Annotated in this window: 23 protein-coding genes; 12 read left to right on the forward strand and 11 right to left on the reverse strand. The window is 69.9% G+C overall.

Annotated elements, in window-relative coordinates; genetic code table 11:
- Together ACFYTQ_RS23925 and ACFYTQ_RS23930 are read left to right on the forward strand one after the other, a co-directional pair.
- Entirely contained in the window at positions 1-1,590 is a 1,590-nt protein-coding gene (locus ACFYTQ_RS23925; RefSeq protein WP_387364944.1) for an FAD-dependent oxidoreductase, read from the forward strand.
- Positions 1,587-1,913: a 4Fe-4S dicluster domain-containing protein gene (locus ACFYTQ_RS23930; RefSeq protein WP_387364947.1), complete on the forward strand. Its 327-nt coding sequence runs from the start codon at positions 1,587-1,589 to the stop codon at positions 1,911-1,913. Before ACFYTQ_RS23925 ends, ACFYTQ_RS23930 begins: the two co-directional genes overlap by 4 nt.
- Before the next feature lie 12 nt (positions 1,914-1,925).
- Here ACFYTQ_RS23930 and mscL read toward each other — a convergent pair whose 3' ends face one another.
- Positions 1,926-2,333 carry a large conductance mechanosensitive channel protein MscL gene (gene mscL / locus ACFYTQ_RS23935; protein WP_387364950.1) on the reverse strand — a complete coding sequence of 136 codons (408 nt, stop codon included), beginning with the start codon at positions 2,331-2,333 and terminating at the stop codon, positions 1,926-1,928.
- A 362-nt stretch (positions 2,334-2,695) separates the two neighbouring features.
- On the opposite strand from mscL, the gene ACFYTQ_RS23940 reads away from it, so the two are divergent.
- The gene (locus ACFYTQ_RS23940; protein WP_387364953.1) at positions 2,696-2,890 is read left to right on the forward strand and encodes a hypothetical protein; all 195 of its coding nucleotides are present in this window, start codon (positions 2,696-2,698) and stop codon (positions 2,888-2,890) included.
- A gap of 9 nt (positions 2,891-2,899) precedes the next feature.
- On the opposite strand, the gene ACFYTQ_RS23945 is transcribed toward ACFYTQ_RS23940, so the two are convergent.
- The 4 genes from ACFYTQ_RS23945 to ACFYTQ_RS23960 all read right to left on the reverse strand — a co-directional run bounded on the left by ACFYTQ_RS23945 (position 2,900) and on the right by ACFYTQ_RS23960 (position 6,763).
- On the reverse strand, positions 2,900-4,240 hold the full coding sequence (locus tag ACFYTQ_RS23945) for a lipase family protein (RefSeq protein ID WP_387364956.1): 1,341 nt from the start codon (positions 4,238-4,240) through the stop codon (positions 2,900-2,902).
- 29 nt (positions 4,241-4,269) lie between these two features.
- Entirely contained in the window at positions 4,270-5,607 is a 1,338-nt protein-coding gene (locus ACFYTQ_RS23950; RefSeq protein WP_387364959.1) for a lipase family protein, read from the reverse strand.
- Between the two features lie 143 nt (positions 5,608-5,750).
- Positions 5,751-6,137, reverse strand: a complete 387-nt coding sequence (locus ACFYTQ_RS23955) for a DUF6114 domain-containing protein (protein ID WP_387364962.1) — start codon at positions 6,135-6,137, stop codon at positions 5,751-5,753.
- Positions 6,128-6,763, reverse strand: coding sequence for a hypothetical protein (locus ACFYTQ_RS23960; RefSeq protein ID WP_387364965.1), 636 nt, complete (start codon positions 6,761-6,763; stop codon positions 6,128-6,130). Before ACFYTQ_RS23960 ends, ACFYTQ_RS23955 begins: the two co-directional genes overlap by 10 nt.
- Positions 6,764-6,962: 199 nt before the next feature.
- Between ACFYTQ_RS23960 and ACFYTQ_RS23965 the strand changes: the two genes are divergently transcribed.
- A complete protein-coding gene (locus ACFYTQ_RS23965) occupies positions 6,963-8,120 on the forward strand; it encodes a histidine decarboxylase (protein WP_387364967.1) in 1,158 nt (385 codons plus the stop codon).
- A gap of 19 nt (positions 8,121-8,139) precedes the next feature.
- Positions 8,140-9,393, forward strand: coding sequence for an amidohydrolase family protein (locus ACFYTQ_RS23970; RefSeq protein WP_387364970.1), 1,254 nt, complete (start codon positions 8,140-8,142; stop codon positions 9,391-9,393).
- A 1-nt stretch (position 9,394) separates the two neighbouring features.
- Here the strand turns inward: ACFYTQ_RS23970 and ACFYTQ_RS23975 are convergent, their stop codons facing one another.
- Complete coding sequence (locus tag ACFYTQ_RS23975) at positions 9,395-10,156, reverse strand: lysophospholipid acyltransferase family protein (RefSeq protein ID WP_387364973.1); 762 nt, start codon at positions 10,154-10,156, stop codon at positions 9,395-9,397.
- 76 nt (positions 10,157-10,232) lie between these two features.
- Positions 10,233-10,436 (reverse strand): cold-shock protein, encoded by a 204-nt coding sequence (locus ACFYTQ_RS23980; RefSeq protein WP_387364976.1) that lies wholly within the window; start codon positions 10,434-10,436, stop codon positions 10,233-10,235.
- Between the two features lie 311 nt (positions 10,437-10,747).
- Here ACFYTQ_RS23980 and cqsA point away from each other — a divergent pair, with 311 nt between their 5' ends.
- Complete coding sequence (gene cqsA, locus ACFYTQ_RS23985) at positions 10,748-11,989, forward strand: alpha-hydroxyketone-type quorum-sensing autoinducer synthase (protein WP_387364979.1); 1,242 nt, start codon at positions 10,748-10,750, stop codon at positions 11,987-11,989.
- Between the two features lie 6 nt (positions 11,990-11,995).
- Here the strand turns inward: cqsA and ACFYTQ_RS23990 are convergent, their stop codons facing one another.
- Positions 11,996-13,078 carry a 4Fe-4S binding protein gene (locus tag ACFYTQ_RS23990; RefSeq protein WP_387364982.1) on the reverse strand — a complete coding sequence of 361 codons (1,083 nt, stop codon included), beginning with the start codon at positions 13,076-13,078 and terminating at the stop codon, positions 11,996-11,998.
- Positions 13,079-13,287: 209 nt separating this feature from the next.
- Here ACFYTQ_RS23990 and ACFYTQ_RS23995 point away from each other — a divergent pair, with 209 nt between their 5' ends.
- Together ACFYTQ_RS23995 and ACFYTQ_RS24000 are read left to right on the forward strand one after the other, a co-directional pair.
- Positions 13,288-14,517 (forward strand): lipase family protein, encoded by a 1,230-nt coding sequence (locus tag ACFYTQ_RS23995; protein WP_387364985.1) that lies wholly within the window; start codon positions 13,288-13,290, stop codon positions 14,515-14,517.
- 281 nt (positions 14,518-14,798) lie between these two features.
- The gene (locus ACFYTQ_RS24000; RefSeq protein ID WP_387364988.1) at positions 14,799-15,098 is read left to right on the forward strand and encodes a hypothetical protein; all 300 of its coding nucleotides are present in this window, start codon (positions 14,799-14,801) and stop codon (positions 15,096-15,098) included.
- Here the strand turns inward: ACFYTQ_RS24000 and ACFYTQ_RS24005 are convergent, their stop codons facing one another.
- The gene (locus tag ACFYTQ_RS24005) at positions 15,099-15,689 is read right to left on the reverse strand and encodes a TetR/AcrR family transcriptional regulator (RefSeq protein WP_387364991.1); all 591 of its coding nucleotides are present in this window, start codon (positions 15,687-15,689) and stop codon (positions 15,099-15,101) included.
- A 121-nt stretch (positions 15,690-15,810) separates the two neighbouring features.
- Here ACFYTQ_RS24005 and ACFYTQ_RS24010 point away from each other — a divergent pair, with 121 nt between their 5' ends.
- The 4 genes from ACFYTQ_RS24010 (at position 15,811) to ACFYTQ_RS24025 (ending at position 19,858) form a co-directional block, all read left to right on the forward strand.
- Entirely contained in the window at positions 15,811-16,809 is a 999-nt protein-coding gene (locus tag ACFYTQ_RS24010; protein ID WP_387364994.1) for an ABC transporter substrate-binding protein, read from the forward strand.
- Between the two features lie 71 nt (positions 16,810-16,880).
- Complete coding sequence (locus tag ACFYTQ_RS24015; RefSeq protein ID WP_387364997.1) at positions 16,881-18,380, forward strand: alpha/beta hydrolase; 1,500 nt, start codon at positions 16,881-16,883, stop codon at positions 18,378-18,380.
- 166 nt (positions 18,381-18,546) lie between these two features.
- Positions 18,547-19,215 carry a hypothetical protein gene (locus ACFYTQ_RS24020; RefSeq protein ID WP_387365000.1) on the forward strand — a complete coding sequence of 223 codons (669 nt, stop codon included), beginning with the start codon at positions 18,547-18,549 and terminating at the stop codon, positions 19,213-19,215.
- 10 nt (positions 19,216-19,225) lie between these two features.
- A complete protein-coding gene (locus tag ACFYTQ_RS24025; protein ID WP_387365003.1) occupies positions 19,226-19,858 on the forward strand; it encodes a hypothetical protein in 633 nt (210 codons plus the stop codon).
- A 49-nt stretch (positions 19,859-19,907) separates the two neighbouring features.
- Here ACFYTQ_RS24025 and ACFYTQ_RS24030 read toward each other — a convergent pair whose 3' ends face one another.
- Positions 19,908-21,545, reverse strand: a complete 1,638-nt coding sequence (locus tag ACFYTQ_RS24030) for a flavin-containing monooxygenase (protein ID WP_387365422.1) — start codon at positions 21,543-21,545, stop codon at positions 19,908-19,910.
- Positions 21,546-21,650: 105 nt separating this feature from the next.
- Positions 21,651-22,883 carry a cytochrome P450 gene (locus ACFYTQ_RS24035; RefSeq protein WP_387365006.1) on the reverse strand — a complete coding sequence of 411 codons (1,233 nt, stop codon included), beginning with the start codon at positions 22,881-22,883 and terminating at the stop codon, positions 21,651-21,653.
- Between the last annotated feature and the right edge of the window lie 156 nt (positions 22,884-23,039).

Raw genomic sequence — 23,039 nt, forward strand, 5'->3', positions numbered from 1 at the left:
ATGACCGAAACACGACAGCTGGGCACGGATGTGCTCGTCGTCGGCGGCGGACCGGCCGCCTGCTGGGCGGCGCTGCACGCGCGCGAGGCCGGGGCCGATGTGGTGCTCGTGGACAAGGGGTACTGCGGGACCAGCGGCGCGACCGCCCCGGCGGGCACCGGGGTCTGGTACGTCGCGCCCGATCCGGCGGCGCGGGCCGCGGCCAAGGCGAGCCGCGAGGCGCTGGGCGGATATCTGGCCGACCACCACTGGATGGATCGGGTGCTCGAGCAGACCTACACGAATATGGATCGGCTCGCGGTGGAGGGGCGCTATCCCTTCCCGGTCGATCCCGCCACGGGACGTCCGTTGCGGACCGGGGTGCAGGGGCCGGAGTACATGCGGCGGATGCGGGCGTGGATCAGGCGGCTCGGGGTGCGGATCATCGATCACGCGCCGGTGCTGGAACTGCTGGTCGACGCCGACGGGGTGGTGCGCGGCGCGGTCGGGCACGAGGTGCGGTCCGGCGTGGACCTTCGGATCGCGGCGGGCGCGGTGGTGTTGGCGACAGGTGGGTGCGCGTTCCTGTCCGGCGCGCTCGGCACGAATGTCGACACCGGGGACGGCGCGCTGATGGCGGCCGAGGTCGGGGCGCGGTTCTCCGGGATGGAGTTCTCCAATGCCTACGGCATCGCGGCGAAGGGGTCGACCATCACCAAGACTGCCTACTACGCGTACGCGACGTTCTTCCACGAGGACGGGCGGGTGCTCGAGGGCGCGGGGTCGGCGACGGGGCGGTCGGTGATCGCGCGAACGTTGTTGCGGGAGAAGGTGTTCGCGCAGCTCGATCGCGCCGATGCGGGGGTGCGGGAGCAGATGCGGCTCGGGCAGCCGAACTTCTTCCTCCAGTTCGATCGGCGGGGGATCGATCCGTTCACCCAGCGGTTCGAGGTGGATCTGCTCGCGGAGGGGACGGTGCGCGGGACGGGTGGGATCGATGTGGTCGGGGATGATTGCGCCACAACGGTTCCCGGGCTGTACGCGGCGGGTGACGCCGCGACCCGGGAGCGGATCTGCGGCGGGTTCACCGGAGGCGGCAGCCACAATGCGGCCTGGGCCATGTCGTCGGGGACCTGGGCGGGTCGGGGCGCGGCCGCGTTCGCGCGCCGGTCGCCGCGTCCGGGGGTGGACGGGTTGCGCGGGGCGGGGCGGACCGGGTTGTGTCCCACCGGGTCCGCGCGGGTGACGGCCGAGGAGGTGCTGAGATCCGCTCGCGCGCAACTGCTTCCGATCGAGGTCAATTATCTGCGTGACGGCGACGGTTTGGGCGCGGCGCTCGGGGAACTGGACGGCGTGTGGTCCGAGGCCGCCCGTGGGCTGCGTGCCTCCGGGACCGAGCGGGTGCGTGCCCGGCAGGCCGCCGCCGTCACCGCGGTGGGGCGGCTCATGTATCGATCGGCCCTGTCGCGCACCGAGTCCCGGGGTATGAGCAAGCGCGCCGACCACCCCGAGCTCGATCCTGCGCAGCACCATCACATCGTCGGCGGCGGCCTCGACGAGATCTGGCTCGGCACGGCTCCCATCCGCACCCCGGCGGCGGTGGCGTCGTGATCGAACTCGTCCTCGCCGACGCGTGCATCGCCTGCGACAAATGCGTCGAGGTCTGCCCCACCGACGTCTTCGACCGCGGCCCCGACGGAATCCCCGTCCTGGCCCGCCGCTCCGACTGCCAAACCTGCTTCATGTGCGAGGCATACTGCCCCACCGACGCCCTCTACGTCGACCCCCAATCCACCCCCCGCGACACCACCCCACCCCCCGACCACATCGGCCACTACCGCCGCGCCCTCGGCTGGGGCCACGGCCGCCGCCCCGGCAGCCAACTCGCCATCGGCCCCACCCTCCCCACTACACCCCCACCCCGCCTCCCCTGAGGCGCCCTCAGGTCAGGAGCGGACGAGTTCGGTGGTGCAGAAGGCGCAGCGGCGGGCGTCGGCGGGGATGGAGCTCAGGCATTCGGGGCAGTCGCGTTTGGGGGTGGCGGGGTCGGCTTGGGGTTTGAAGCGGGCGGTGAGGGCGTTGACGGGGACTATGACGAAGTAGTAGACGGCCAGGGCGACCAGGACGAAGGTGACCACGGCGGTGAAGAAGACGCCGACGGGGAACTCCACCTTGCCGATTCGGAAGCCCTGGCCGCTGAAGTCGCCGGACGCGCCGACGGCGAGGCCGACGAGCGGGGTCAGGAACGCGCGGACGAAACCCTCGACGACGGCGGTGAACGCCGCGCCCACCACGATTCCGACGGCCAGGTCGACGACATTGCCGCGCAACAGGAATGTACGGAAGCCTTTCACATTTCTCTCCTTCGGCGGCGGCTCGGATCCGCCGATCCGCCCGTACCGGAACATCTCTGCGAGGCATTCCCCGCCGAGCGCCGCACAACCCTCGCGCGGTACGGTCGCGACACCCGAATCCGCCTGCGGGCGTGCGCGTCCTCTGCGTGAACCGAGGTGAGGGCGATGCGCGTGCGGCGAGGGAAGGCTTCGAAATGAAAGACTCGCTTTACCTACGGCACTCCGATTTCCTTGCCGCTCACTAATTTTCAGTACAAACCAGAAGGTACTGTACTTTCATTTGCATACGCAGATGCGATTGCACGAAGACGGTCACGGGCGTAGCGTGGGCATTCCGTACTCGACGAGGACTCGATTCACCGATGGAGCTTGTCAGCATCGCCGTCACCACGGCCGTCGCGGTGGCCTGTACGGCTGTGGGTAAAGCGGTGGTATGCATTTACGCATTGAAGGGCACGCCCGCGCGGGATCGGCCGGAAATCATTCGGGCGCTCGCTCGATTGTTCGGACGGCAGGAGCCGCCCGGCGAACCGCGGGAGCCGGACGGCGATCCTTGACCGATAACGCTATCGGAGCACCGGGCATTCGTCCGGAGCCGGTTCGCCGCGCAGGCGGGCGTCGATCCAATCGACCGCTCCCGCATTGCCGTTGAGCATGGCGGTGACGTGTTCGCCCGGAACGGTACGGAATTGCGCGGGAACGCCAAGGGCGCACTGGCGGGCGTAGAGGTCGCGCGGGCCCTGGATCGGAATCCAGAAGTCGTTGGCGCCGTGATAGATGTACAACGGGGTGGCCGCGCGGCGATCGGTGAGATCCATCAATCGCACGATCCGGTCGGCGATATCGCTTTCCAAGGGGTGATCCACGGTGGCGGCGACATCGATGGGGATGCCGACCGCGCCGAGCGGCCCGTCGGCGTCGCCGCAGATGTCACGCAGGGGTGAGGTGGCGGCCCACTGGGCGAGATTGTTCATGTAGCGCAACATCTCCGGATGTTCCCGCGACAGCGCCAGCGAGACCGACAGCAGGATGCCCGAGGCGCTGCGGCCGTTGAACACGTGCGCGACCGCGGCGTAATCGGTGACCAGACCGCCGATGGCCGCGCCCACCAGGACGCCGTCCAACTCGGGCGCGTATTCGGGCAGCAGCATGGTCGTCGCGTAGGCCGCGATCGAGCCGCCCGAGTAACCGGTGGCCGCGAATCGACTGTCCCCGAACTCGTCCGGGAACACCGCGCGGACCGCGCGGATCGAGTCGAGGGTCGTCCGCCCGGCGACGAGGGGTTCGGCGTAGGACATCCACGGGCCCTCGTGATCGGGCAGCAGCGCCGCGTGCCCCTTGTTCAGCGTCGCCGCGACGCCGGGCAGGAACACATTGATGTCGTGATTGGTGCGGACCTCGTGCGCGATCGTGTACCCGGGGGTGCAGTGCCGCCCGAGCGCGTTGATCGGCAGCGTGTCCACCTCCACCGGACGCGCGCCGGGACCGGTCCACGCGACGGCGGGAACGAGCAGCGTCGCCGTCCCGAACGACGGCGCGCCCGTCGCGGAGGTGGACCGGAACTTCAGCAACACCGCCCGCGCGAGGGGGGCGCCGATCAACGCGGCCGCCGCGGCCGTCACGTCCCGAGACTCGATCAGCTCGCCCGGTCGCCGCGCGGCGAGGCCGTCGGGCCACGCGTCGAACGCGGAATCGCCTGTCGGCGAGGGCAATACGGCCCGCCACAGCGCCGAACCCGCGCCGTCCTCCGGCTCGCCCGGGGCCTCGGGCACCGGCGGCGCGGGCAGCGTGTCATCGATCCAGGTCTGCAACGACGACGGCGCGGGGTCGTCGGCGCGGGCAGCGGGCACGGTCGCGAGAACACACCCCGCGACCACGGCGGCCGCGAGGGCAAGCAACGATTTCAAGACTCTTCTCCCGAGTGGAAGGGGCCGAATCAGCGTGGGGCGGGCGGACATTCGTTCGGCGGCGCCTCGTCGCGCAGCCGTCCGTCCAGCCACGCGTCCAGGCCCGGATAACCGGTGACGTAGCCGATCAGATGTTCGCCGGGCACGATCCGGAAGATCCCCGGCACACCTTTCCCGCACTGCTGGGCGTACATGCGCTGGGCGTCCTCGAGCGGTATCCAGGGATCGTGCAGACCGTGGTAGATGTACAGCGGCACAGCCGATTTCCGGGTGGTGAGGTCGAGCAGCCGGTACATCTGCTCGGCGATCGGGCTGTCCAGCGGATGGTCGATTCTCGCCGCGGCCTCCATCGGCAGCCCCACCGCGCCGAGCGGGCCGTCCGCGTCGCCGCAGATGTCGCGGAGCCCGGAGGTCGCCAGCCACTGCGCGACATGATTGGTGTAGGGCAGCAGCTCCGGATGCTCGCGCGCGATCGCGAGCGTCACCGACAGCATGATGCCCGAGGCGATATTGCCGTTGAACCGGTGCGCCACATCGCGATAGTCGGTGACCAGTCCGCCCGCCGCCGCCCCGGTCAGCACGCCCGCCAGCTCCGGGGCGTACTCGTCGAGCAGCATCGCCGCGGCGTAGGAGGCGATCGCGCCGCCGGAGTAGCCGATGGCCACGAAGCGACTGTCGGCGAACTCGCCGGACGGCTGATTCCGCACGGCGCGAACGGAATCCAGCATCACATGCCCGGCGATGTTCGGTTCCGCGTAGGCCATGAGCGGACCCTCGTGGTCGGGCACGAGGACCGCGTGCCCCTTACCGAGCGCCGACCAGATCGACGGCATGAACACGGCCAGCTGGGTGTTGGGCTGATCCAGGATGCCGTGCGAGAACTGGTATCCCGGCGTGCAGTGCAGCCCGAGGGAGTTGATCGGCAGCGCGTTGACCTCCACCGGCCGCGCGCCCGGCCCGCTCCACTCCCCCGCCGGGACGATCAGCGTCGCGGTGCCGAAGGTCGGTGTGCCCTCCGCCGAGGTGGAACGGAACTTCACCAGCGTCGCGCCGCGGAGCGGGGTCGGCATGATCGCGGCGGTCGTCGCGGTCACGTCGCGGACCTCGATGATCTGCCCGGGTCGTAAGGCGTCCAGGTCGGTGGGCCGGGCGTCGAAGATCGGATCCCCGGTGGGCGTGGACAGCACCTGCTGCCACAGCGGCGCGGTCAGCGTCGGGGCCGGAACCGTGTCGTCGATCCACTGCTGGAAGGGCGCGGGCGCGCCGTTCGAATCCGCCGGTTCGGCCCCGGCGGGCGGCCCGGTCACCAACGAACAGCCGAGCAGTCCGGTAACGGCAACCGCGAGAAGCGCTTTCACAAACCTCATCCCCAATTCGTCCCTGGATTCGAATATCTCACCACGGGAACAGGTTTCCGGGCGAACCGGCCGGAGCCGAACACAAAGAGCCCCAGTTCGATCTTGTGACAGTTACCAGCGAGCGATTGGAAGTGACAAAGAGAGAACAACAATCAAGTCTTTTCATCTGGTTGCGCCTCGGGATTCCGCGGCGGCAGCCAGGCGAAGGTGAGGCTGCCGCCGAGCAGGGCCGCGAGCGTGCCGATCAGCAGGCCGCCGAGATTGGAGTAGGCGAACGCGGCCAACGCCAGCAGCACGGTCGCGATCCCGAGCAGGCCGTGCCGGTCGGGCCGGAACCAGATCGCGGGGCCGAGCAGCGAAAGCAGCCCGCCCAGTAGGAGATTGGCGACCCCGCCGGTGCCGGGCAGCCGGGGTTCGGCCGCGACGAGGGTGGTGGGCAGGGCGAGCACGACCAGACCGCCGCACGAGGTCAGCACCCCGCCGAGGAACGGCCGCTCCCGCCGCCAGCGCGCGAAGTCGCCGCGCCGCATCAGAAGCATTCCGTCACATCGTGACCCATGTCCATATCGACCCCCGACTGGTCCACGCCCCGCAGCGACACCCATCGAATGGTGGCGTGGATACGCACCTTCAGATCGTGGACCTCGATCGGCAACCGGCCCGGCCGTTGGTCGAGCACCACGATTCCGTCGGGGGTGGTCGACAGCCCGTCTATCGCGAAGCTTCCGCTCAGCATCCGCACATCGGCGAAGGAGTCCATCGCCAGCGAGACCTCGGCGATCGCGAGCACATGGCCCGGCCTGCTCGTGATGCGCAGCACCTGCGTACCGAACACGCTGTCGACCGCCCCGGACACGCAGACCTCCTCGGCGCGGGTGTCGTGCAGGTCCACCGCGAGCACGATCTGCCGGTCGCCCGCCCGGGTCTGGGTGAGTTGCGGGAAGACGCCGCCCGTGGAGGTCGTCAATTGCCGGATCGAAACCTCCACGGTGACGTCTCCGACGAGTTCCGCCGAGACCGGAACGATTCCGAGCAACATGCCCGCGATCATCATCACCAGGGCGAGCAGACCCGAGAGGAATGCGGCGGCGAAACGGCCCTTGTGAATTCGCGAACCCCTATTCCACCGACGTGCGCGCGACACCGCTCCGGACCATCGTGACATCGGATCCTCTTTCGATCGAAAGAACATCGCGCCGCGCCGCGCGACGGGCGCGACGGCGGTTACAGAATATCCGAACCCTCTTCTCCCGGACGCCGATCCGTGCGATGATGGATATCTCATCCTCCCGTACGAGGACGACTTCTCGATTGCTGTACGCGCGTGCGACTGTTCGAGCGAATACGAGCTTGACGAGGTTGGCATGGAGTTGCCGGACGAGGAAGAATTGGTCATCGGGGACGATCCCGCGACCACCGCGAGCGGATCACCCCGCGATGTGGCGTTGTTACAGGATATAGCGGCGCGAATGCTGCTCGAGCGCGATCACATGCTCGGTTTCCCGGTGAATTTGGATTTCGATTACCGCGACTTCGCGCTATTTCTCGGAATTCACGCGAACAATGCGGGCAGCCCCTATGACGAAGGGCTGTATCACCTGCATACGAAACCCTTCGAGCGCGCGGTGGTGACATTCTTCGCGCGGCTGGCCGGACTCCCGGAGGCGTTCGGATACCTTACGAGCGGAGGCACGGAGAGCAATCTGTTCGGCTGTCTCGTTGCGCGCGAACATTTTCCGGACGCCGTGCTGTACCACTCCGAGTCGGCCCACTCCTCGATTCGCAAGATCGGGCGCATCCTGCGGATGGACGCCTGTCCCGTTCCCGTGCGCGCCGACGGGGTGATGGATCCCGACCGGCTGGCCGAGACCTACCGCCGCCGGGGTCCGGAGCGCGCGGCCCTGGTCGTGGCCACCGTCGGCACCACGACCGGCGGCGCCTACGACGATCTCGTCGCCCTCCGGCACGCCCTCGCCGAGGCCGGGGCCGACCGCGTGCACGTGCACTCCGACGCGGCGTTCGGCGGCCTGCTCGCCGCCCTCGCGCCGACGCCGCGCCCGTGGGCCTTCGAATCCGGCGCCGACAGCGTGGCGATCAGCGGGCACAAGATGATCGGCGGCCCGATCCCCTGCGGGATCGTGCTCGCCCGCGACGAGGACGCGGCCCGGCTGCGTTCGGGCGGCGCGGAGGTGGGCACCGACGACGACACCGTGACCGGCTCGCGCAACGCGCTGTCGACGGTGTTGCTGTGGTATGAGTTGCGGCGGCTCGGCGTGTCCGGGCTGCGTCGCCGGGTGCGGCGGTGCCTGGCGGTCGCCGACTACGCCGAACGGCGGCTGCGCGAGGAGGGTATGCGTCCCGAACGTCCCGCGGGCGGCAACACCGTTCTGTTCGACGCCCCGGAGAAGGACGTCTGCCGCCGCTGGAACCTGATCCCCCTCGACGATCGGGTCCATCTCATCACCATGCCGCATGTGACCGGCGAGCACATCGACCGACTGTGCGCGGATCTGCGCACCTGACGACGCGAGGGGGACGAGGATGTCGCACACCGTCACGGTGATCGCCGACAGGTGCTGGGACCCGAAGGCTTCCGCGCCGAGCGGTCCCACCGCGGTGACGGTGACCGACGGCACCATCACCGCCGTCGGCCCGCCGCGGGCCCGTGCCGACCGCGCCCGGACGATCCACCTGGGCGACCGGATGCTGCTGCCCGGGCTCATCGACTGCCACGTCCACCTCGTCGACGAGAATCTGGACCTGGAACCCGTTGCCTACCAAGCCCTCAGCGCCGCGCCCCACCTGCGCACCCTGTTGGCCCACGGCTTCACCACCGTGCGCGATCTGGGCTGCTCCCGCGACGCGGTGAACGTCGCCCTGCGCGACGCCGTCGCCTCCGGCGCGCTGGCCGGACCGCGAATGCTGGTGGCCCCCAACATCTTGTCGCCGCCCGGCGGCCACGGCGACAAGAAGCCCGCCCTGGCCCAGCGCTACGGGGTGGATGTCGGGGTCCTCGCCGCCGACGCGGACGAGCTGCGCCGCCAGGTCCGCGAACAGGCCCGGCTGGGCGCGGACTGGATCAAATTCGCCGCGAGCGGCGGTTTCAGCTCGACCACCGACCGCGCCGACCAGACCTGGTACACCCTCGAGGAGATGACCACCCTCGTCCGCACCGCCACCGACCTCGGATTGCCCTGCGCGGCACACGCTTTCAACGACGAATCGGTGCGGCGCGCGCTGCGGGCCGGGGTGCGCAGCATCGAACACGCCGGGCTGGTGTCCGCCGAGGTGCTCGCCGAGATCGTCGAGCGCGGCGCGTATCTCGTCCCGACGCTGTACGCCGAGCACTACTTCTTCGGCCGACTCGACGACGACGAATTCTGGGTCGATCGCCCGCCCGGTCTGCGCGATCACCTGCGCGCCCACGCCCCCCGCGCGCACGCCGCCGCCCACCGCCTCGCCGACAGCGAGGTGCGCCTCGTGTTCGGCACCGACGCGGGCATGTTCCCCTACGCCGACACCTGGCGCGAATTCCTCATCATGAACGACCTCGGCATCTCCCCCCTGCGCGCGCTCCGAGCCGCCACAACGGTCGCCGCCGACCTGCTCGCCCGCCCCGACCTGGGCCGCATCACCCCCGGCGCCACCGCGGATCTCATTGCCGTGGACGGCGATCCGTTCCACGACATCGAGGCGATGGGACGGGTGACGTTCGTCATGCGCGACGGCGTGATCCACCACGCCCCCGACCTCGCGGCGCGGACACCGCTGTCGGCTCGAGTGGTGTTCCGATGACTCAGTACGCCGCCACGGCCCCGTCGACCGCCGCCTGGAGTTCCTCGCGTACGACCCGGGTGATCTCGGCGGGCTTGGTCGGGAGGTCGGGGACCGGGACGCCGAAATAGAAACTGGCGGAACGGACTTCGGCCTTGGTGGGTTCGGCGGTGGGGTCGGGGCGGGGGCCGTAGCTCAGGCCGAGGCTGACCAGGGCGGGGGCGGCGCCGAGTTTCTTGGCGCGGAAGGCGATGTGGCCGATGCCGGTTCCGAGGGGTTGGAGCCGGGTGGGGTCGACGGTGTTGCAGGTGCCTTCGGGGAAGACCGCGACGCCGTCGCCGCGGGACATGCGCTCGGCGCAGATGTCGATCATGCGTTGGCCCGCGGCGTTGACGGCGCGCACGCCGTGGTCCTTGCCGCGGAAGACGGGGATGCCGCCCATCATCTCGATGCGGGAGCGCAGGTCGGGGTCGGTGAACAGTTCGTCCTTGGCGAGGACGCGGGTGCGGCCGATGACCGGGCGCAGGCTGCTGCGCCAGGCGGTGGCGGCGACGGTGTAGGGGTCGAGCTGGGAGAGGTGGTTGATGGCGATGAGCAGGGGACGGCCCTGGGCGATGAGTTCGCGCAGGCGCTTTCGCGCGCCGGGGGCGAAGGACACCCGGGGACGGTAGCGGCGGCCGAGCAGCCAGTACGCCGCCCACGCCTGCGCGCGATTCTGCTGGTGATCACGGTAGAAGTCGTAGACAGCGTCGCTGTTCTCGAGCAGCACCTCGGGACGTCGCATGGGCGTCACTGTAGTTCGGTGCCCGGACAGCGGAAAACCCGCACTCTTCGTGCGGGTTTCCGGGGGTGTCGGCTACCTAGATGGCGCGGACGTTCTGGGCCTGCGGGCCCTTCTGGCCCTGACCGATCTCGAACTCGACCCGCTGGCCCTCGTCGAGGGACTTGTAGCCGGTGCCGGAAATCTCGGAGTAATGGACGAAGACGTCGGGACCACCCGCGTCCTGGGCGATGAATCCGAAGCCCTTTTCGCCGTTAAACCACTTCACACTGCCTTGTGACATGTACTTTCTGTAACTTCCTGTAGTGAGCCGGGCGATCACTTACAACAACCCGTGCCCCCTCCACCATGCCACATCAGCCGCCGGGCCGTCGAACCGTGACCTCGGGTGCACCCGGGACGGGCCGCGAGGTCGGGTGTTCCGTGGGGTCGGTGCGGGATGGCTCCCGAGACGATTGCCATGGCATTGCCGAAGATCACAATCTCGAATACTCCGCACCTCTTCAGCGGGTTCTCACCGGCTTCGACTACCGCTGATGATCTACTCGCAGCCGCGTATGCCATCTGTTAGCTGAAGATCGGAGAGGGGATCAGATGTCGCTGGCGGTGCCCGGAGTCGCCGATCGCGTTCGCCGGCGTGTGCGCGAGTTCCACACCGAGCGGATCGCCGGTGCCTGGGGTGGCCGCCACCTGCTGCACGGCCGTACCCCGGGGCCGGGTGACGTCCTGGTCAACAGCAACGACTATCTGGCGCTGGCCCGGGATCCGCGCATCGTGGAGGCCATGTGCGCGGCGCTGTCCGGGTCGGGGGCGGGATGGCTGGCCTCGGGGGTGTTCCAGCACGGGGATCATCCGCAGCTCGCGCTCGAGCGGGCGCTCGCCGGGCAGATGGGGGCGGCGGCCGGGGTGCTGTGCCAGTCGGGGTGGAGCGCCAATGTCGGTGTGTTGCAGGCGATCACGGACGCGCGGACGCCCGTCTACATCGATCACCTCGCGCACATGTCGTTGTGGCACGGCGCGAAAGTGGCCGGGGCGCCGATCCATCCGTTCCGGCACAACGCCGTCGCGCATCTGCGGGAGCGGATCGCCGCGCACGGACCGGGCGTCATCGCGGTCGATTCGATCTACAGCACCAACGGCAGTCGCTGCCCGCTGCGCGAGATGTGCGCGCTGGCCGAGGAGACCGGCAGCCTGCTGCTGGTCGACGAGTCGCACGCGGTCGGCGTCGACGGGCCGGACGGCGCGGGCACGGTGGCGGCGCTCGGGCTCGTCGAGCGGGTGCCGTTCCGGGTCGCGAGCCTGTCCAAGGCGTTCGCCGGGCGCGCCGGATTCGTCGCCGTGCGCGATCCGGAGTTCGTCGACTACTTCAAGATGGAGTCCGAGCCCGCGGTGTTCTCCTCGGCGCTGCTGCCGCACGACATCGCCGGTCTGGCAACGGCGTCGGCGGTCGTGCGCGTGGAGGAGGGGCGGCGGCGCCGGTTGCGCGAGGTGTCGGCGCGGGTGCGGGCGGCCATGGCCGGTCTCGGTTTCGATCTCGAGGATTCCGCCAGTCAGATCGTCGCGCTCCAGACCGGCCCGGACCGGCGGGCGCTGGCGATCCGGGACTTCCTCGAGCAGCGGGGCGTGTTCGGGTCGATGTTCTGCCCGCCCGCCACCTCCGCGAACCGCACCCTCGTCCGCTTCTCGCTGCACGCCGCGCTCACCGATGCCGAGGTCGACCGGATCATCGACGCGTGCGCCGAGGTGTGCTCCTACTTCGGGGCGACACCCTCGGCGTGGCTGGAAACCGTAAGCACCGCAACCGATTCCGCACCGGCGGGCGAGACGATCCGGTGAGACGGCTCACCGCGGGCGCGGGCGCGGCCCGATCTGGTCGAGCAGGTCGTTGACCTCGTCGGGGAATCCGTTGGTGACCGGTTGGGCGGTCTTGTGCGGGAAGCGGCGGGTGACGTGCTCCTCGGCGGCCGAGCCGGACAGGACGTAGACCGGTTCGGACTTGTTCTGCAACGGGCGCACCACCTCGTCGAGATGCTCGCGGCGGTTGTCGAGGTAGGCGCCGATCACGTCCTCGCCCGCCGGGCACACCGCCATGCAATACCCGGCCTTGTAGTTCGGTTTGAACGACAGGCTCTGCCACATCGAGAACGATTCGCCCGTGCTCACCCGCTCGCGGTAGTCGGCGCGATCGGCGCTGTCGGCGACGGTTTCGGCCCAGTCGGTGAAGCCGCCCATGAACTCCCGGTAGTTGTGGGTGTAGCACGCCTGGAAGTCGAATCCGCCGTCGTCGGCGATCGCGCCGACCGGGCACGCCGACACGCACAGCTTGCACTCCAGGCACGGATTGAAATCCAGTGCGGCACTGGGCTCGTCGACCTCCGCGTCGGTGACCACGGTGCCGAGCAGGATGAAGTTGCCGAATTTCGGGTGGATCACATTGCGGTGGATGCCCATCACGCCCAGCCCGGCGGCCTCGGCCACCACCTTGTGCGCGATCACCCAGATGCGGTCGGGGAAGCGGTCGACCTCCATCGGGTAGCCCGGCGCGGGGTACACCGCGCGGTAGCCGGCGTCCTGCAATGCCCGGGTGATGCGGCGGGACACCTCGTTGGTCTCGTCGTCGGCGTGATTGAACTCGGTGTTGGCGAGGCTGCGCATCGGGCTGCGCAGATTGTCGCGATTCATCCGCACGCAGAACGAGACGAAAGTCCGTGCGGCGGGCAGGATTCCGCGCGCGTGCTCGAGTTCGGCGGCGACCCGCGGATCGTCCACGGGCACGAATCCGACATCGTCGGCGCCGGCGTCCAGGCAGATCTCCCGCAGCCGGGCGGCGGTCACCGGCGCCGGGCGCGACCGCTCCCGCTCGGCCATCCGCCGCACGGTCGGATGGTCGGCCAGCCGCCGCGATGTGGTGGGTTCGGATTCCATGATCGGGGCCCTCCTCGCATTTCCCCGAGACCGACACGGCCTCACCGATACAGACTCCGCGGCGGCCCGGAATTCATCGCTTCGGGACGCGCCGATCGACGTGCACCGGAGCCGGGGCACGGACGTGTCAGGCTGTGCGAGGCGCTCGACGCGCGGAAATCGGAAGCCGTCGCACGATGGGCGGCCGGGCATCTCGAGGAGTGATCGACGTGAAGACGCTCGTGCGGATGGGAACGGCGGCCGTCGTGGCGACGCTGGCGCTGGCCCCGGCCGCCGCGAACCCGCTCGACGAGACGCTCGATCCCCCGCACGAACTCGCGTCGGTGCTGCCGACGCCGCTGCCCGACCCGTTCTACGTGCCGCCTCCGGGATTCGAGACGCGTTCGCCCGGAACGGTTCTCGCATCCCGCGCGGTGGAGCTGCCCTCGCCCGTGCCGGTGCGCTCGATCGAGATGCTGATCCGTTCCACCGACGCCCGGGACGAGGCGGTTCCGGTGGTCGCCACGCTGATGGTGCCGGAGCACCCGTGGCGCGACGACGGGCCCCGGCCGCTGGTGTCGTACAACATTCCGGTCGATTCGCTCGGCAACACGTGCAGCCCGTCGCAGCAGTTGCGCAACGGGGTCAACGCCGATCAGCTGTCGATCGGGGTGCTGCTGACGCGCGGCTACGCGGTGATCGTGCCCGACCATCAGGGTCCGCGCCAGGCGTACGCGGCCGGGCGCATGGGCGGGCACGCCGTGCTCGACTCCGTGCGCGCCGCCGTGCACTCGGGCATCGCCGCGCTGCGGCCGGATTCGCCGATCGTCCTGAGCGGCTACTCCGGCGGCGCCATCGCCACCGGCTGGGCGGCGCAACTCGCCCCGGCCTACGCGCCGGAGTTGTCGCTGACCGGCGCCCTGCTCGGCGGGGTGCCCGCCGACTACGCCGCGCTGCGGCCCAGCATGGACGGGAAGTTCGGGGCGGCGGGCATCTTCCTCGCCGCCGCGCTCGGCCTGGCCCGCCAGTACCCCGAACTGCTGACCCTGCTCGACGACAACGGCTGGCGGGTGGCGCACGCGTTCCGGGACCTGTGCGTGCTCGGCGTGGCGGCGCTGGGCATCCTGGCCTCGCTCCGGGTCGAGGACCTCACCACCGTCCCCGACCCCACGGCGCTGCCGCTGGTGCGAAAGATCCTGGCGGACAACCGGCTCGGCGAAACCGCGCCCGCCGCACCGATATTCGTCTATCACGGCGTCGACGAGGTGTATGTCCCCTACGCCCAGGCCCGCGCCCTGTACACCGACTGGTGCGGGCACGGGGCGAACGTCGCGCTGCGGCCCCTGCCGGGCGAGCACATCGCCGTCGGCGCGCTGGCCATTCCCGCGTCCGCCGAATGGATCGACGCCATGTTTGCCGGAACCCTCGTGCCGCCGGGCTGTTCGATCGCCGATCATTGACGCGGCGGGATGCTTCAAATGCGGTGAACGATGGCCGATCACCGAGGCAGCGGGATGCCTCGAGCGCCGGTGAACGATCGCCGGTCACCGAGGCAGCGGGACGCTTCGAGCGCGGTGAACGATCGCCGATCGCTGAGGCGGCCGGATGCGTCAAGCGCGGTGAATCGGCGATGACCCGCGCCCGCCGAACGTGTCACAATCAGGGAGTTTCACAGGTGACGCCGCGGGTGCGGCCGGGTTTTCCGGGAACGGTGATCGATCGAAAAGGGCGAGGTCGCGTCGTGGAACCATCGCAGCCGGAGCGGCTTTTCCACGGGGTGGGCAAGGATGTGCTGCCGGTCCCGGTCGAATTCGCCTATCACGCCGATCGTTTGGTGCGACACCTGTTCGAGGCCGGGCTCGATCTGCACCGGCTGAAGGTCGAGCTGACCCACGACGGCGACGGCAACCCCGTCCCGCCGGCGGCGAGCGCGCGGCTCAGCGCGGTGCTGGACGGGCTGGACCGGGTGATCTACGACGCCGCCCTCACCATGCTCGCCCTCGTGGACGGCCCCGAGGACCGGGACGAGGACGACCGCTGATCAGTGCCGGTCCCGCACGCCGAGCAGCACCCGGATGTCCTGCTCGAAGCCCTCGATGTCGTCGAGGCCGAAGGCGGCGTGTTGCAGGACGAAGCCGTGCAGCAGCGCCATCACCACGCGGGCGCCGCGGTCCGGATCCAGTTCGGCCGGAACGGTTTTCGCGCGTTGTCCGGCGCGGAGGGCGGCGGCGACGCGGTCGCGGACGTGGTCGAAGCCCGCGAGGGCGTGCTGTCGCAGCCCGTCGTGGCGCAGGAGTTCGCCCCACGCCTGGACGGCGCAGCGGAGCAGTTCGCGGTCGCCGCGCACGGGTTCGATGGCGGCCGAGACCAATTCGGCCATGGTGACGTCGGCGGTGTCGGCGAGGCGCTCGACGGGGGCGAACATCGTGCGGAATGCCTCGCCCGCGATCTCGACGATGATCTCCTCCTTCCCGGCGAAGTACCGGTAGGGGGCGCCCACCGAGAGGCCGGCCTCGGCGGCGATATCGGGCATGGAGGTCCGGTGGAAGCCGTCGCGGGCGAAGCAGCGGCGGGCCGCCGCGACGATCTGCGCGCGGTTCGCCTCCCGATGTTCGGGGGTGATGCGGGGCACCGGCACCGTCCTCTCGAAAAATGAATGCTCGTTCGCCTTGACCAAGGATAGCCCGTCTCGGCATGCTGAAAAGTGAAAGGTCGTTCACGGATACGGCCGCCGCGGAGAGAGGGCCACCGTCATGTCCGATACCGAGCTGAGCCTGGGCGTCTACCGCTACGAGCACACCGAGCCGCTGTTCGACGGGCGGGTCACCATCGCGGGAGCCGATGTCGCCCTGCACACCTCGCCGCTGATCTCGGACGTGTTCGAGCGCATGGCGAAGGGGGAACTGGATGTCGCCGAGTTCGGGCTGACGTACTTCCTGCGCACGTTCGATCTGCCCGAGTCGCCGTTCCTGGCGCTGCCGATCTTCCCGAACCGCAACTTCCGGCATTCGGCGCTGTTCGTGAACGTGGACAGCGGAATCGAGCGGCCCGAGGACCTCGCGGGCAAGACCGTCGGCGAATTCGCCTTGTGGGGCAGCGATCCGGGCGTGTGGATGAAGGGCGTGCTGGCCGAGGAGTACGGGGTCACGCCGGAGGAGGTGCGCTGGGTGATCGGCGGGACCGACCATCCCATCCCGGAGTTCGACTGGATCCCGCGCCCGGTGCCGGAGGGGGTCGAGGTCCGCCACACCGAGGGAGCGCAGACCTTGGCCGCGATGTTGGAGGCGGGTGAGATCGACGCGCTGTTGTCGGTCGACGTGCCCGCCGCCCTGCTCGACGGGTCGACGCGGAAGATCCGCCGGTTGTTCGTCGACTACGAGTCGGTCGAGCGGGACTACTTCCGCCGCACCGGGATTCACCCGATGATGCACGTCGTCGCCATCCGCCGGGAGCTGGCCGCACGGCCGGGTCTGGCGCGCTCGATCTACCGCGCGTTCGACGAGGCGAAAACCCTTGTGCAGCAGCGCTATCGGGACGACGCCCGCAAACAGCACATGTCGGTGGTCACCCCGTGGTTCAGCGCGTTGTTCGCGGAGAACCGCGCGCTGCTCGGCGAGGACTGGTGGCCCTACGGCCTCGCGGCCAACCGCCGGGCGGTCGAGACGTTCCTGCGCTACCACCACGAGCAGGGATTGTCGGCGCGCCGCCTGACCTGCGCGGAGGTGTTCGTGCCGGAGCTGCTCGATACCTGACGCGGCCCGCGGCCGGTTCCGCCCGGGCGGCTACCGTGACAGCGGTGTCGGGCGAGAGGCGAAGTGGGTTGGTGGCGAGGGTGATTCGGGGTGTGGTCGGCGTGCTGGCCGCGGTGACCCTGCTGGCGGTGCCGGGGGCGGGGATCGGGGCGCGGATCCACGCGCCGGATTGGTACTACCACCAGCGGTTGTCGTGGGGAGCCTGCGGCAGTGCGGAACTCGACGCGACGGGGACGCGGTGCGCGAGCGTGCGGGTGCCGCTGGATTACGCGCGCCCGTTCGGGCGCACCCTCACGGTGGCCGTCTCGCGGGTTCCGGCGACCGATCCGGGCCGTCGCCGCGGCGTGCTGATGTCCAATCCCGGCGGTCCCGGTGCGGCCGGGCTGGATTCGGTGGGCCTGCTCGGCGACGTGCTCAGCGCGGAGGTACGGGCGCGGTACGACTTGATCGGCATGGATCCGCGCGGGGTGGGCCGTTCCGCGGGCGGGCGGCGCTGCGGGTGGCCCGTGGGCGAGATGGTCCATTCCGCCGGAACGGATCTGGCGGGGTTCCTGCGCGAGACCGGGCAGGCGGCCGCGATGGCCATGGGCTGTGTCAGCGGGGATCCCGATGCCGCGCGGCAGCTCACGACGCGCAACGCCGCGCGCGATATTGATGTGATCCGCGCGGCGCTGGGCGAGCCGTCGCTCAGCTACTTCGGCGTCTCCTACGGCACCTACCTCGGCGCGGTGTACACGCAGCTGTTCCCGGAGCGCGGCGATCGCATGGTGTTCGACAGCGCCGTCGACCCGGACCGGTATTGGACGGGGCTGGTTCAGGATTGGGGCCCGGCGGACGAGGCGGCGCTCGACGACTGGGCCGGGTGGGCCGCCGCGCACGACGCCGAGTACCGGCTCGGCGACACCGCACCGCGGGTGCGCGCGACCGTCGAGCACCTGATGGCGACCGCGGCCCGGACGCCGATCGTGCTCGACGGTTTCCGCCTCGACGACCACTGGCTGCCGTTCGTTCTGCACAACTCGCTCAACAACTTTCGCAACGACGAGGCCCTGGCCGCCACCGTGCGCGAGATCGCCGACGCCGCGGGCGGCCCGCCCACCGCGACCCGCACCCCGCGCCTGACGGCGGTGCTGTCCGCGCTGCGCGAGGAGGAGAATTCGGAACTGGCGTTCATCGCGTGCGGCGACACCGCCGCCCCGACCGACCCGGCCTGGTACTGGGACGCCATCGAAACCGCCCGCCCCACCCAGCCCGTCTTCGGTCCGATGGCCGCCGCGATCCAACCCTGCGCGTTCTGGCCCCGCCCGGCCGAACCCCCCACCTCGATCCGCAACAGTGTCCCGGCGCTGATCCTGCAAGCCACGGGCGACCCGCGCACCCCCTATCGCCACGGTGTCCGCCTCCACGAGGACCTCCCGGACTCCCGACTGGTCACCTTGCGAAATGTGCGCATACACATGACATTTCGCCCCGATCTGAGCACGTGCGTGAACGATGCGGTGAACCGTTACTACGTCACCGGGGAGCTTCCGCCCACGGACCTGATGTGCGAGGCCGACCACTTCGAGTAGTGCACTACGCATGCCATCCCCCGCCCGAATCCGGAGACTTCCACCTGAAAGCAATTCGGCAGGGTCTCGGCGGAGGGAAGTGGTCAGGCATGAGCAATATCAGCGGGGATTCCGCGGCCACGGGTGTTGCGGCGGTGGCCGGTACGCACAGCGGGACGGCGCGGGTGTGCTCGGGACGAGCGCGACCGGGTGGGGTGTGCGTGGGCAGAGCGGTGGCGCGAACGGGGCGGTGGTCGGCGTGAACGACGCGCCCGCGCCCGGCGGCAACGGGGGCTGGTTCGAGAGCGCCGAGGGTGAGGGCGTGCGGGGGTGGTCGAAGAACCCGAACCACGGCGGTGTCGTGGGGGTCAACAGCGCGAACGGGGATGCCGGATTCTTCGACGGGCATGTGCACGTGACGCGGAATCTGGTCGTGGACGGGGATGTCGTGCTCACCGGCGCGGACTACGCGGAGGCGTTGAGCACGGCCGATCCGGCGGTCGAACCCGGCACGGTGGTGGTGCTCGACGAGGAGGGGCGGGTCCGGCCGTGCGCGGGCGACTACGACAGCGCGGTCGCGGGGATCGTGTCCGGCGCGGGCGGGGTGAAACCGGCCCTCGTGCTGGATCGGCACGACGGCAGTGCCGAGATCGCGTTGATGGGCAAGGTGTGGTGCCTCGCCGACGCCGAGGACGCGCCCATCCGGCCCGGCGATCTGCTGACCACCTCGGCGACCGTCGGCCATTGCCGCCGCGTCACCGATCGGTCCCGTGCCTTCGGCGCTGTCGTCGGCAAGGCCCTCACACCGCTGCCGGCGGGGCGGGGACTCGTCCGCGTCCTCGTCAGCCCCCGGTGAGGTGAGGGCGATGATCGCGATCCGCGACGCGGCGAGGAAGTTCGTGCCCGTGGGCGCCCGGCTGTCGCTGCGCGAGCTCGCCGGGAGACTGGGCACCGGGCCATCGGCGGGGAGGCTCGCCCGGCAGCTGGAACCGCAAGCGCGACTGATCAATTCGGGGATGCTCGGCCCGTCGACCACGGACGGCTTCTTCGAGCTGGTGCTGTTCTCCGACGGGTACTGGACCTTCAAGGGCCACGCCCACGAGTCCGGATTGGTAGGCCACGACTACACCGCCGCGCTGGTGCTCACCTACGTCGATCCCGAGAACCACGTCTACGCGTGGAGCAACACCGGAACCATCCACGGCACCACCGATATCGGCTCCCGCGACGACGATTGGCAACAGGACGGCTGGGATCCGCGGATCTCCCGGCACTGGGACGAGCTGCGGACCTGCGAGTGGCGGGCCGAGTTGCACGTGTCGACGAATCCGTGGGCCGTCGTCGAGGCCATCGCGGCGGGGATCGGGGTGGCCGGTGCGGCGGTCGCGGCGACCCTGTTCGTGTCCGATCCCGAAACCCATTGCCAGTGGGCCACATTCCCGCACGACGACGGCACCATCGGGGTCGGGGTGCAGTGCGGGCGGGTGAATCAGGAATGAGGCGGCGGCGCGGCGGGCGCGGAGGGGACGCTCGCCGCGCCGGTCCGGGTCAGCGGGTCAGGGTGAAGCCCGCGTAGTGGTCGGCGGCGACCTGGTCGCACTTCGCGCGGTAGGCGCCCACGCCGCCGATGTAGGCGTACATCACCCGGGGCTTGCCGGGGACGTTCGATCCGACGTACCAGGAGTCGACCTTCGGGTAGAGGGTCATATCGCCGACCTCGCCGACGTGCCGGGTCCATTCCTGTTCCGCGTCCGGCTCGGCCTCGATGGTGGTGACGCCCTCGGCGCGCAGCGTGGCGATGGCGTCGGCGATCCAGTCGACGTGCTGTTCGATCGACACCATCATGTTCGACAGGACCGCGGGGCTGCCGGGGCCGGTGATGGTGAACAGGTTCGGGAAGCCCGCGACGGCGAGGCCGAGGTAGGTCACGGGTCCGGCGGCCCACTTCTCCCGCAGGGACACGTCGTCGCGGCCGCGGATGTCGATCGCGGTCAGCGCGCCGGTCATCGCGTCGAATCCGGTGGCGTAGATGATGTCGTCGAATTCGAAGCGCTCCGCCGTCGTGGTGAGTCCGGTCTCGGTGATCGCGGTGATCGGGGTGGCGCGCACGTCCACGAGCCGGACGTTGGGGCGGTTGAACGTCTCGTAGTAGCCGGTGCCCAGGACCGGGCGCTTGACCCCGAACAGTCCCTCGGGCTGGAGTAACCGGGCGACGGCCGGATCCGTCACGATCTCGGCGATGCGCTCGCGAATGAATTGCGCGGCGGTCTCGTTGGCGGCCTCGTCGGCGAGCAGGTCGGTGAAACCGACCAGCATGCTGACCAATTCGCTCTCCTCGTCCTCCCACACCTTGCGGTAGAAGGCGTTTCGCTCCTCCTCGCTCACCTCGAGCGCGCCCCGGGTGGCCTCGGGTTGCCAGATGCCGAAGGCCGATTCCCGATTCGCCTTGCGCACCTCGCGATAGCGCGCCTTGATGCCGCGCTGGTAGTCGGGGTCGATCGGGTGATTGCCCGCGGGCAGTACGTAATTCGCGGTCCGCTGGAAGACGGTGAGCGTCTCGGCCGCCTCGGCGACGAGCGGAATGACCTGCACCCCGGTGGAACCGGTGCCGATCACCGCGACCCGGCGGCCGGTGAAGTCGACCTCCGCCGCGGGCCATTCGATGGTGTGGAAGCTCCGGCCCCGGAACGTCTCGATGCCCGGGACCTCCACCAACTTCGGCGCCGACAGGCAGCCGGTCGCCATGATCGCGTACCGTGCCGCGACGACCTCGCCCCGATCGGTCGTGATCCGCCATCGCGCGGCGGCCTCGTCGTAGATCGCGGCGGTGACGCGGGTTTCGAGCCGCACGTCCTTACGCAGATCGAACCGGTCCGCGACGTGGTTGATGTAGCGGAGCAATTCCGGTTGCGGGGGCAGTTTCTCGGTCCACTCCCACTCCTGTTCGAGGTCCGGGTCGAAGGAGTAGTTGTAGTACATGCTCTTCACGTCGACGCGCGCGCCCGGATAGCGGTTGCGATACCACGTACCGCCGATTCCGTCGCTCGCCTCGTACACCCGCACCGAGAGTCCGAGGCCGCGCAGTTTGTGGAGCATGTGGAGACCGGCGAATCCGGCTCCGACGACGACCGCGTCGATCTCGCGAACTTCCGGCGTGGTCGAGATCGCGGAGTGCTCCGAGGTCATTGTCATCGTGGGACCTGTCTTTCGAGGAGTCGCAAGGGGTGCCCAACGAGTGTGCGGCCGCATGGCGTTGTCGCGCAACGAGTTCCGCGCACGCGGCCGCCTCGTTCAGGCCAGCCGCATCGGCGGGCACGGCGGGAACAGCACCGGCAGCGTCGCGAGGGCGCGGTGGAACTGTCCGGGCCGCCATTCCAGTTGCGGCGCGGGGCCTTCCGGATGGATGTCCGGCAGGGCGTCGAGCAGCAGATCGATCGCCTGGGAGGCGATGGTCAGGCCGAGGGACTGCGCCGGACAGGCGTGCGGCCCGGCGCCCCACGCCAGATGCGACCGGTTGCCCCGGCGGTCGCCGCCCACCGCGGGGTCGTTGTTGCACGCGGCGAGGCTGATGACCACGGGTTGATCGGCGGCCAGCCACATCTCGCCGACGAGTTGCGGCTGCCGGGGGTAACTCACCGACCAGTTCGCCAGCGGCGGATCCTCGAACAGCACGGCGTCGATGGCGTCCCGGGTGGCCATGGCGCCGCTGAGGACCTCGCCGCCGTACTGCTCGTCGGTCATCATCTTCAGCAGCGCGTTGAGGATGAGGTTGCAGGTCGGCTCGGTGCCCATCGAGAACAGCAGCGCCGCCTGGTTCACCATCTCCATGAGATCGAGCCCGTCGGGGTGCCGCAGCAGCGCCGAGGTCAGATCGTCACCGGGCTGGGCCTGCTTCTGCTGGACCACCCCGACGAGGGCGTCGACGAACCGTTGCTGCCCCTCCTCGGCGCCCACCCCCTCGAGCATCGCGGCCATGCCCTCGTACGCCTCGGCCGCGGCCTGCTCGGGGAAGCCCATCATCTCGCTGAGGACCCGGAAGGTCAGCGGATAGGCGTATTCCATCCGCAGATCGGCCGTGCCGCGTTCGCAGAAGGCGTTGATCAGCGACTCGGCGGCCCGCGCGACCGTGACGTGCACCCGGTGCAGATCGACGGTCTCCAGCGCGGCCATGATGGTCCGCCGATACCGCTCGTGTTCGGCCCCCGCGGTCCGCATCGCGTTCTGGCGATACCCCAGCATCGGGACCAGCGGACAGCCCGGCCCGACGTTCTTCTCCCAGCGGCGGGAATCGGCCGGAAAGTGCGTCTCGTCGTTGAGGATCTGCACGGCCACCTGATACCCGATCACGAGCGTCGCGGGCACCTCCGCGGCGAGCTCGACCGGCACCAGCGGACCGTGCCGCCGCATCTCCGCGTACACCCGGTGCGGATCGGCGGCGAACGACGGATCGTCCAGCCGGACACGGGAATCCGCGGCCACCGGAATCCCGAACGGAATGGCCGGTCCGTTCCACTCCCCGCTCACCGCGGATCTCCCCCGTTCGGTATCGCGTGGTCTCCCCTGCTGGCTGCTACGGGACGGGCTGGCGTTCGTAGTGTGCGCACGGGCGGGGACCTTACCGGAAAGTGTTGCGGTCCAACACTTTAACGAAACCCAGCGCGGTAGCTTGTTACCCGGGTA

Source organism: Nocardia sp. NPDC004068, from assembly GCF_042874315.1.
Classification (GTDB): domain Bacteria; phylum Actinomycetota; class Actinomycetes; order Mycobacteriales; family Mycobacteriaceae; genus Nocardia.

Bases quoted from the DNA above. Each gene is read 5' to 3' on its own strand.
- cqsA (WP_387364979.1), top strand. From the start codon at position 10,748: ATGTCGCTGGCGGTGCCCGGAGTCGCCGATCGCGTTCGCCGGCGTGTG.
- ACFYTQ_RS23925 (WP_387364944.1), top strand. From the start codon at position 1: ATGACCGAAACACGACAGCTGGGCACGGATGTGCTCGTCGTCGGCGGC.
- ACFYTQ_RS23980 (WP_387364976.1), bottom strand. From the start codon at position 10,436: ATGTCACAAGGCAGTGTGAAGTGGTTTAACGGCGAAAAGGGCTTCGGA.
- ACFYTQ_RS23990 (WP_387364982.1), bottom strand. From the start codon at position 13,078: ATGGAATCCGAACCCACCACATCGCGGCGGCTGGCCGACCATCCGACC.
- ACFYTQ_RS24010 (WP_387364994.1), top strand. From the start codon at position 15,811: ATGTCCGATACCGAGCTGAGCCTGGGCGTCTACCGCTACGAGCACACC.
- ACFYTQ_RS23975 (WP_387364973.1), bottom strand. From the start codon at position 10,156: ATGCGACGTCCCGAGGTGCTGCTCGAGAACAGCGACGCTGTCTACGAC.
- ACFYTQ_RS23955 (WP_387364962.1), bottom strand. From the start codon at position 6,137: ATGCTTCTGATGCGGCGCGGCGACTTCGCGCGCTGGCGGCGGGAGCGG.
- ACFYTQ_RS23950 (WP_387364959.1), bottom strand. From the start codon at position 5,607: ATGAGGTTTGTGAAAGCGCTTCTCGCGGTTGCCGTTACCGGACTGCTC.
- ACFYTQ_RS24025 (WP_387365003.1), top strand. From the start codon at position 19,226: ATGATCGCGATCCGCGACGCGGCGAGGAAGTTCGTGCCCGTGGGCGCC.
- ACFYTQ_RS23940 (WP_387364953.1), top strand. From the start codon at position 2,696: ATGGAGCTTGTCAGCATCGCCGTCACCACGGCCGTCGCGGTGGCCTGT.
- ACFYTQ_RS24030 (WP_387365422.1), bottom strand. From the start codon at position 21,545: ATGACCTCGGAGCACTCCGCGATCTCGACCACGCCGGAAGTTCGCGAG.
- ACFYTQ_RS23970 (WP_387364970.1), top strand. From the start codon at position 8,140: ATGTCGCACACCGTCACGGTGATCGCCGACAGGTGCTGGGACCCGAAG.
- ACFYTQ_RS23965 (WP_387364967.1), top strand. From the start codon at position 6,963: ATGGAGTTGCCGGACGAGGAAGAATTGGTCATCGGGGACGATCCCGCG.
- ACFYTQ_RS23960 (WP_387364965.1), bottom strand. From the start codon at position 6,763: ATGTCACGATGGTCCGGAGCGGTGTCGCGCGCACGTCGGTGGAATAGG.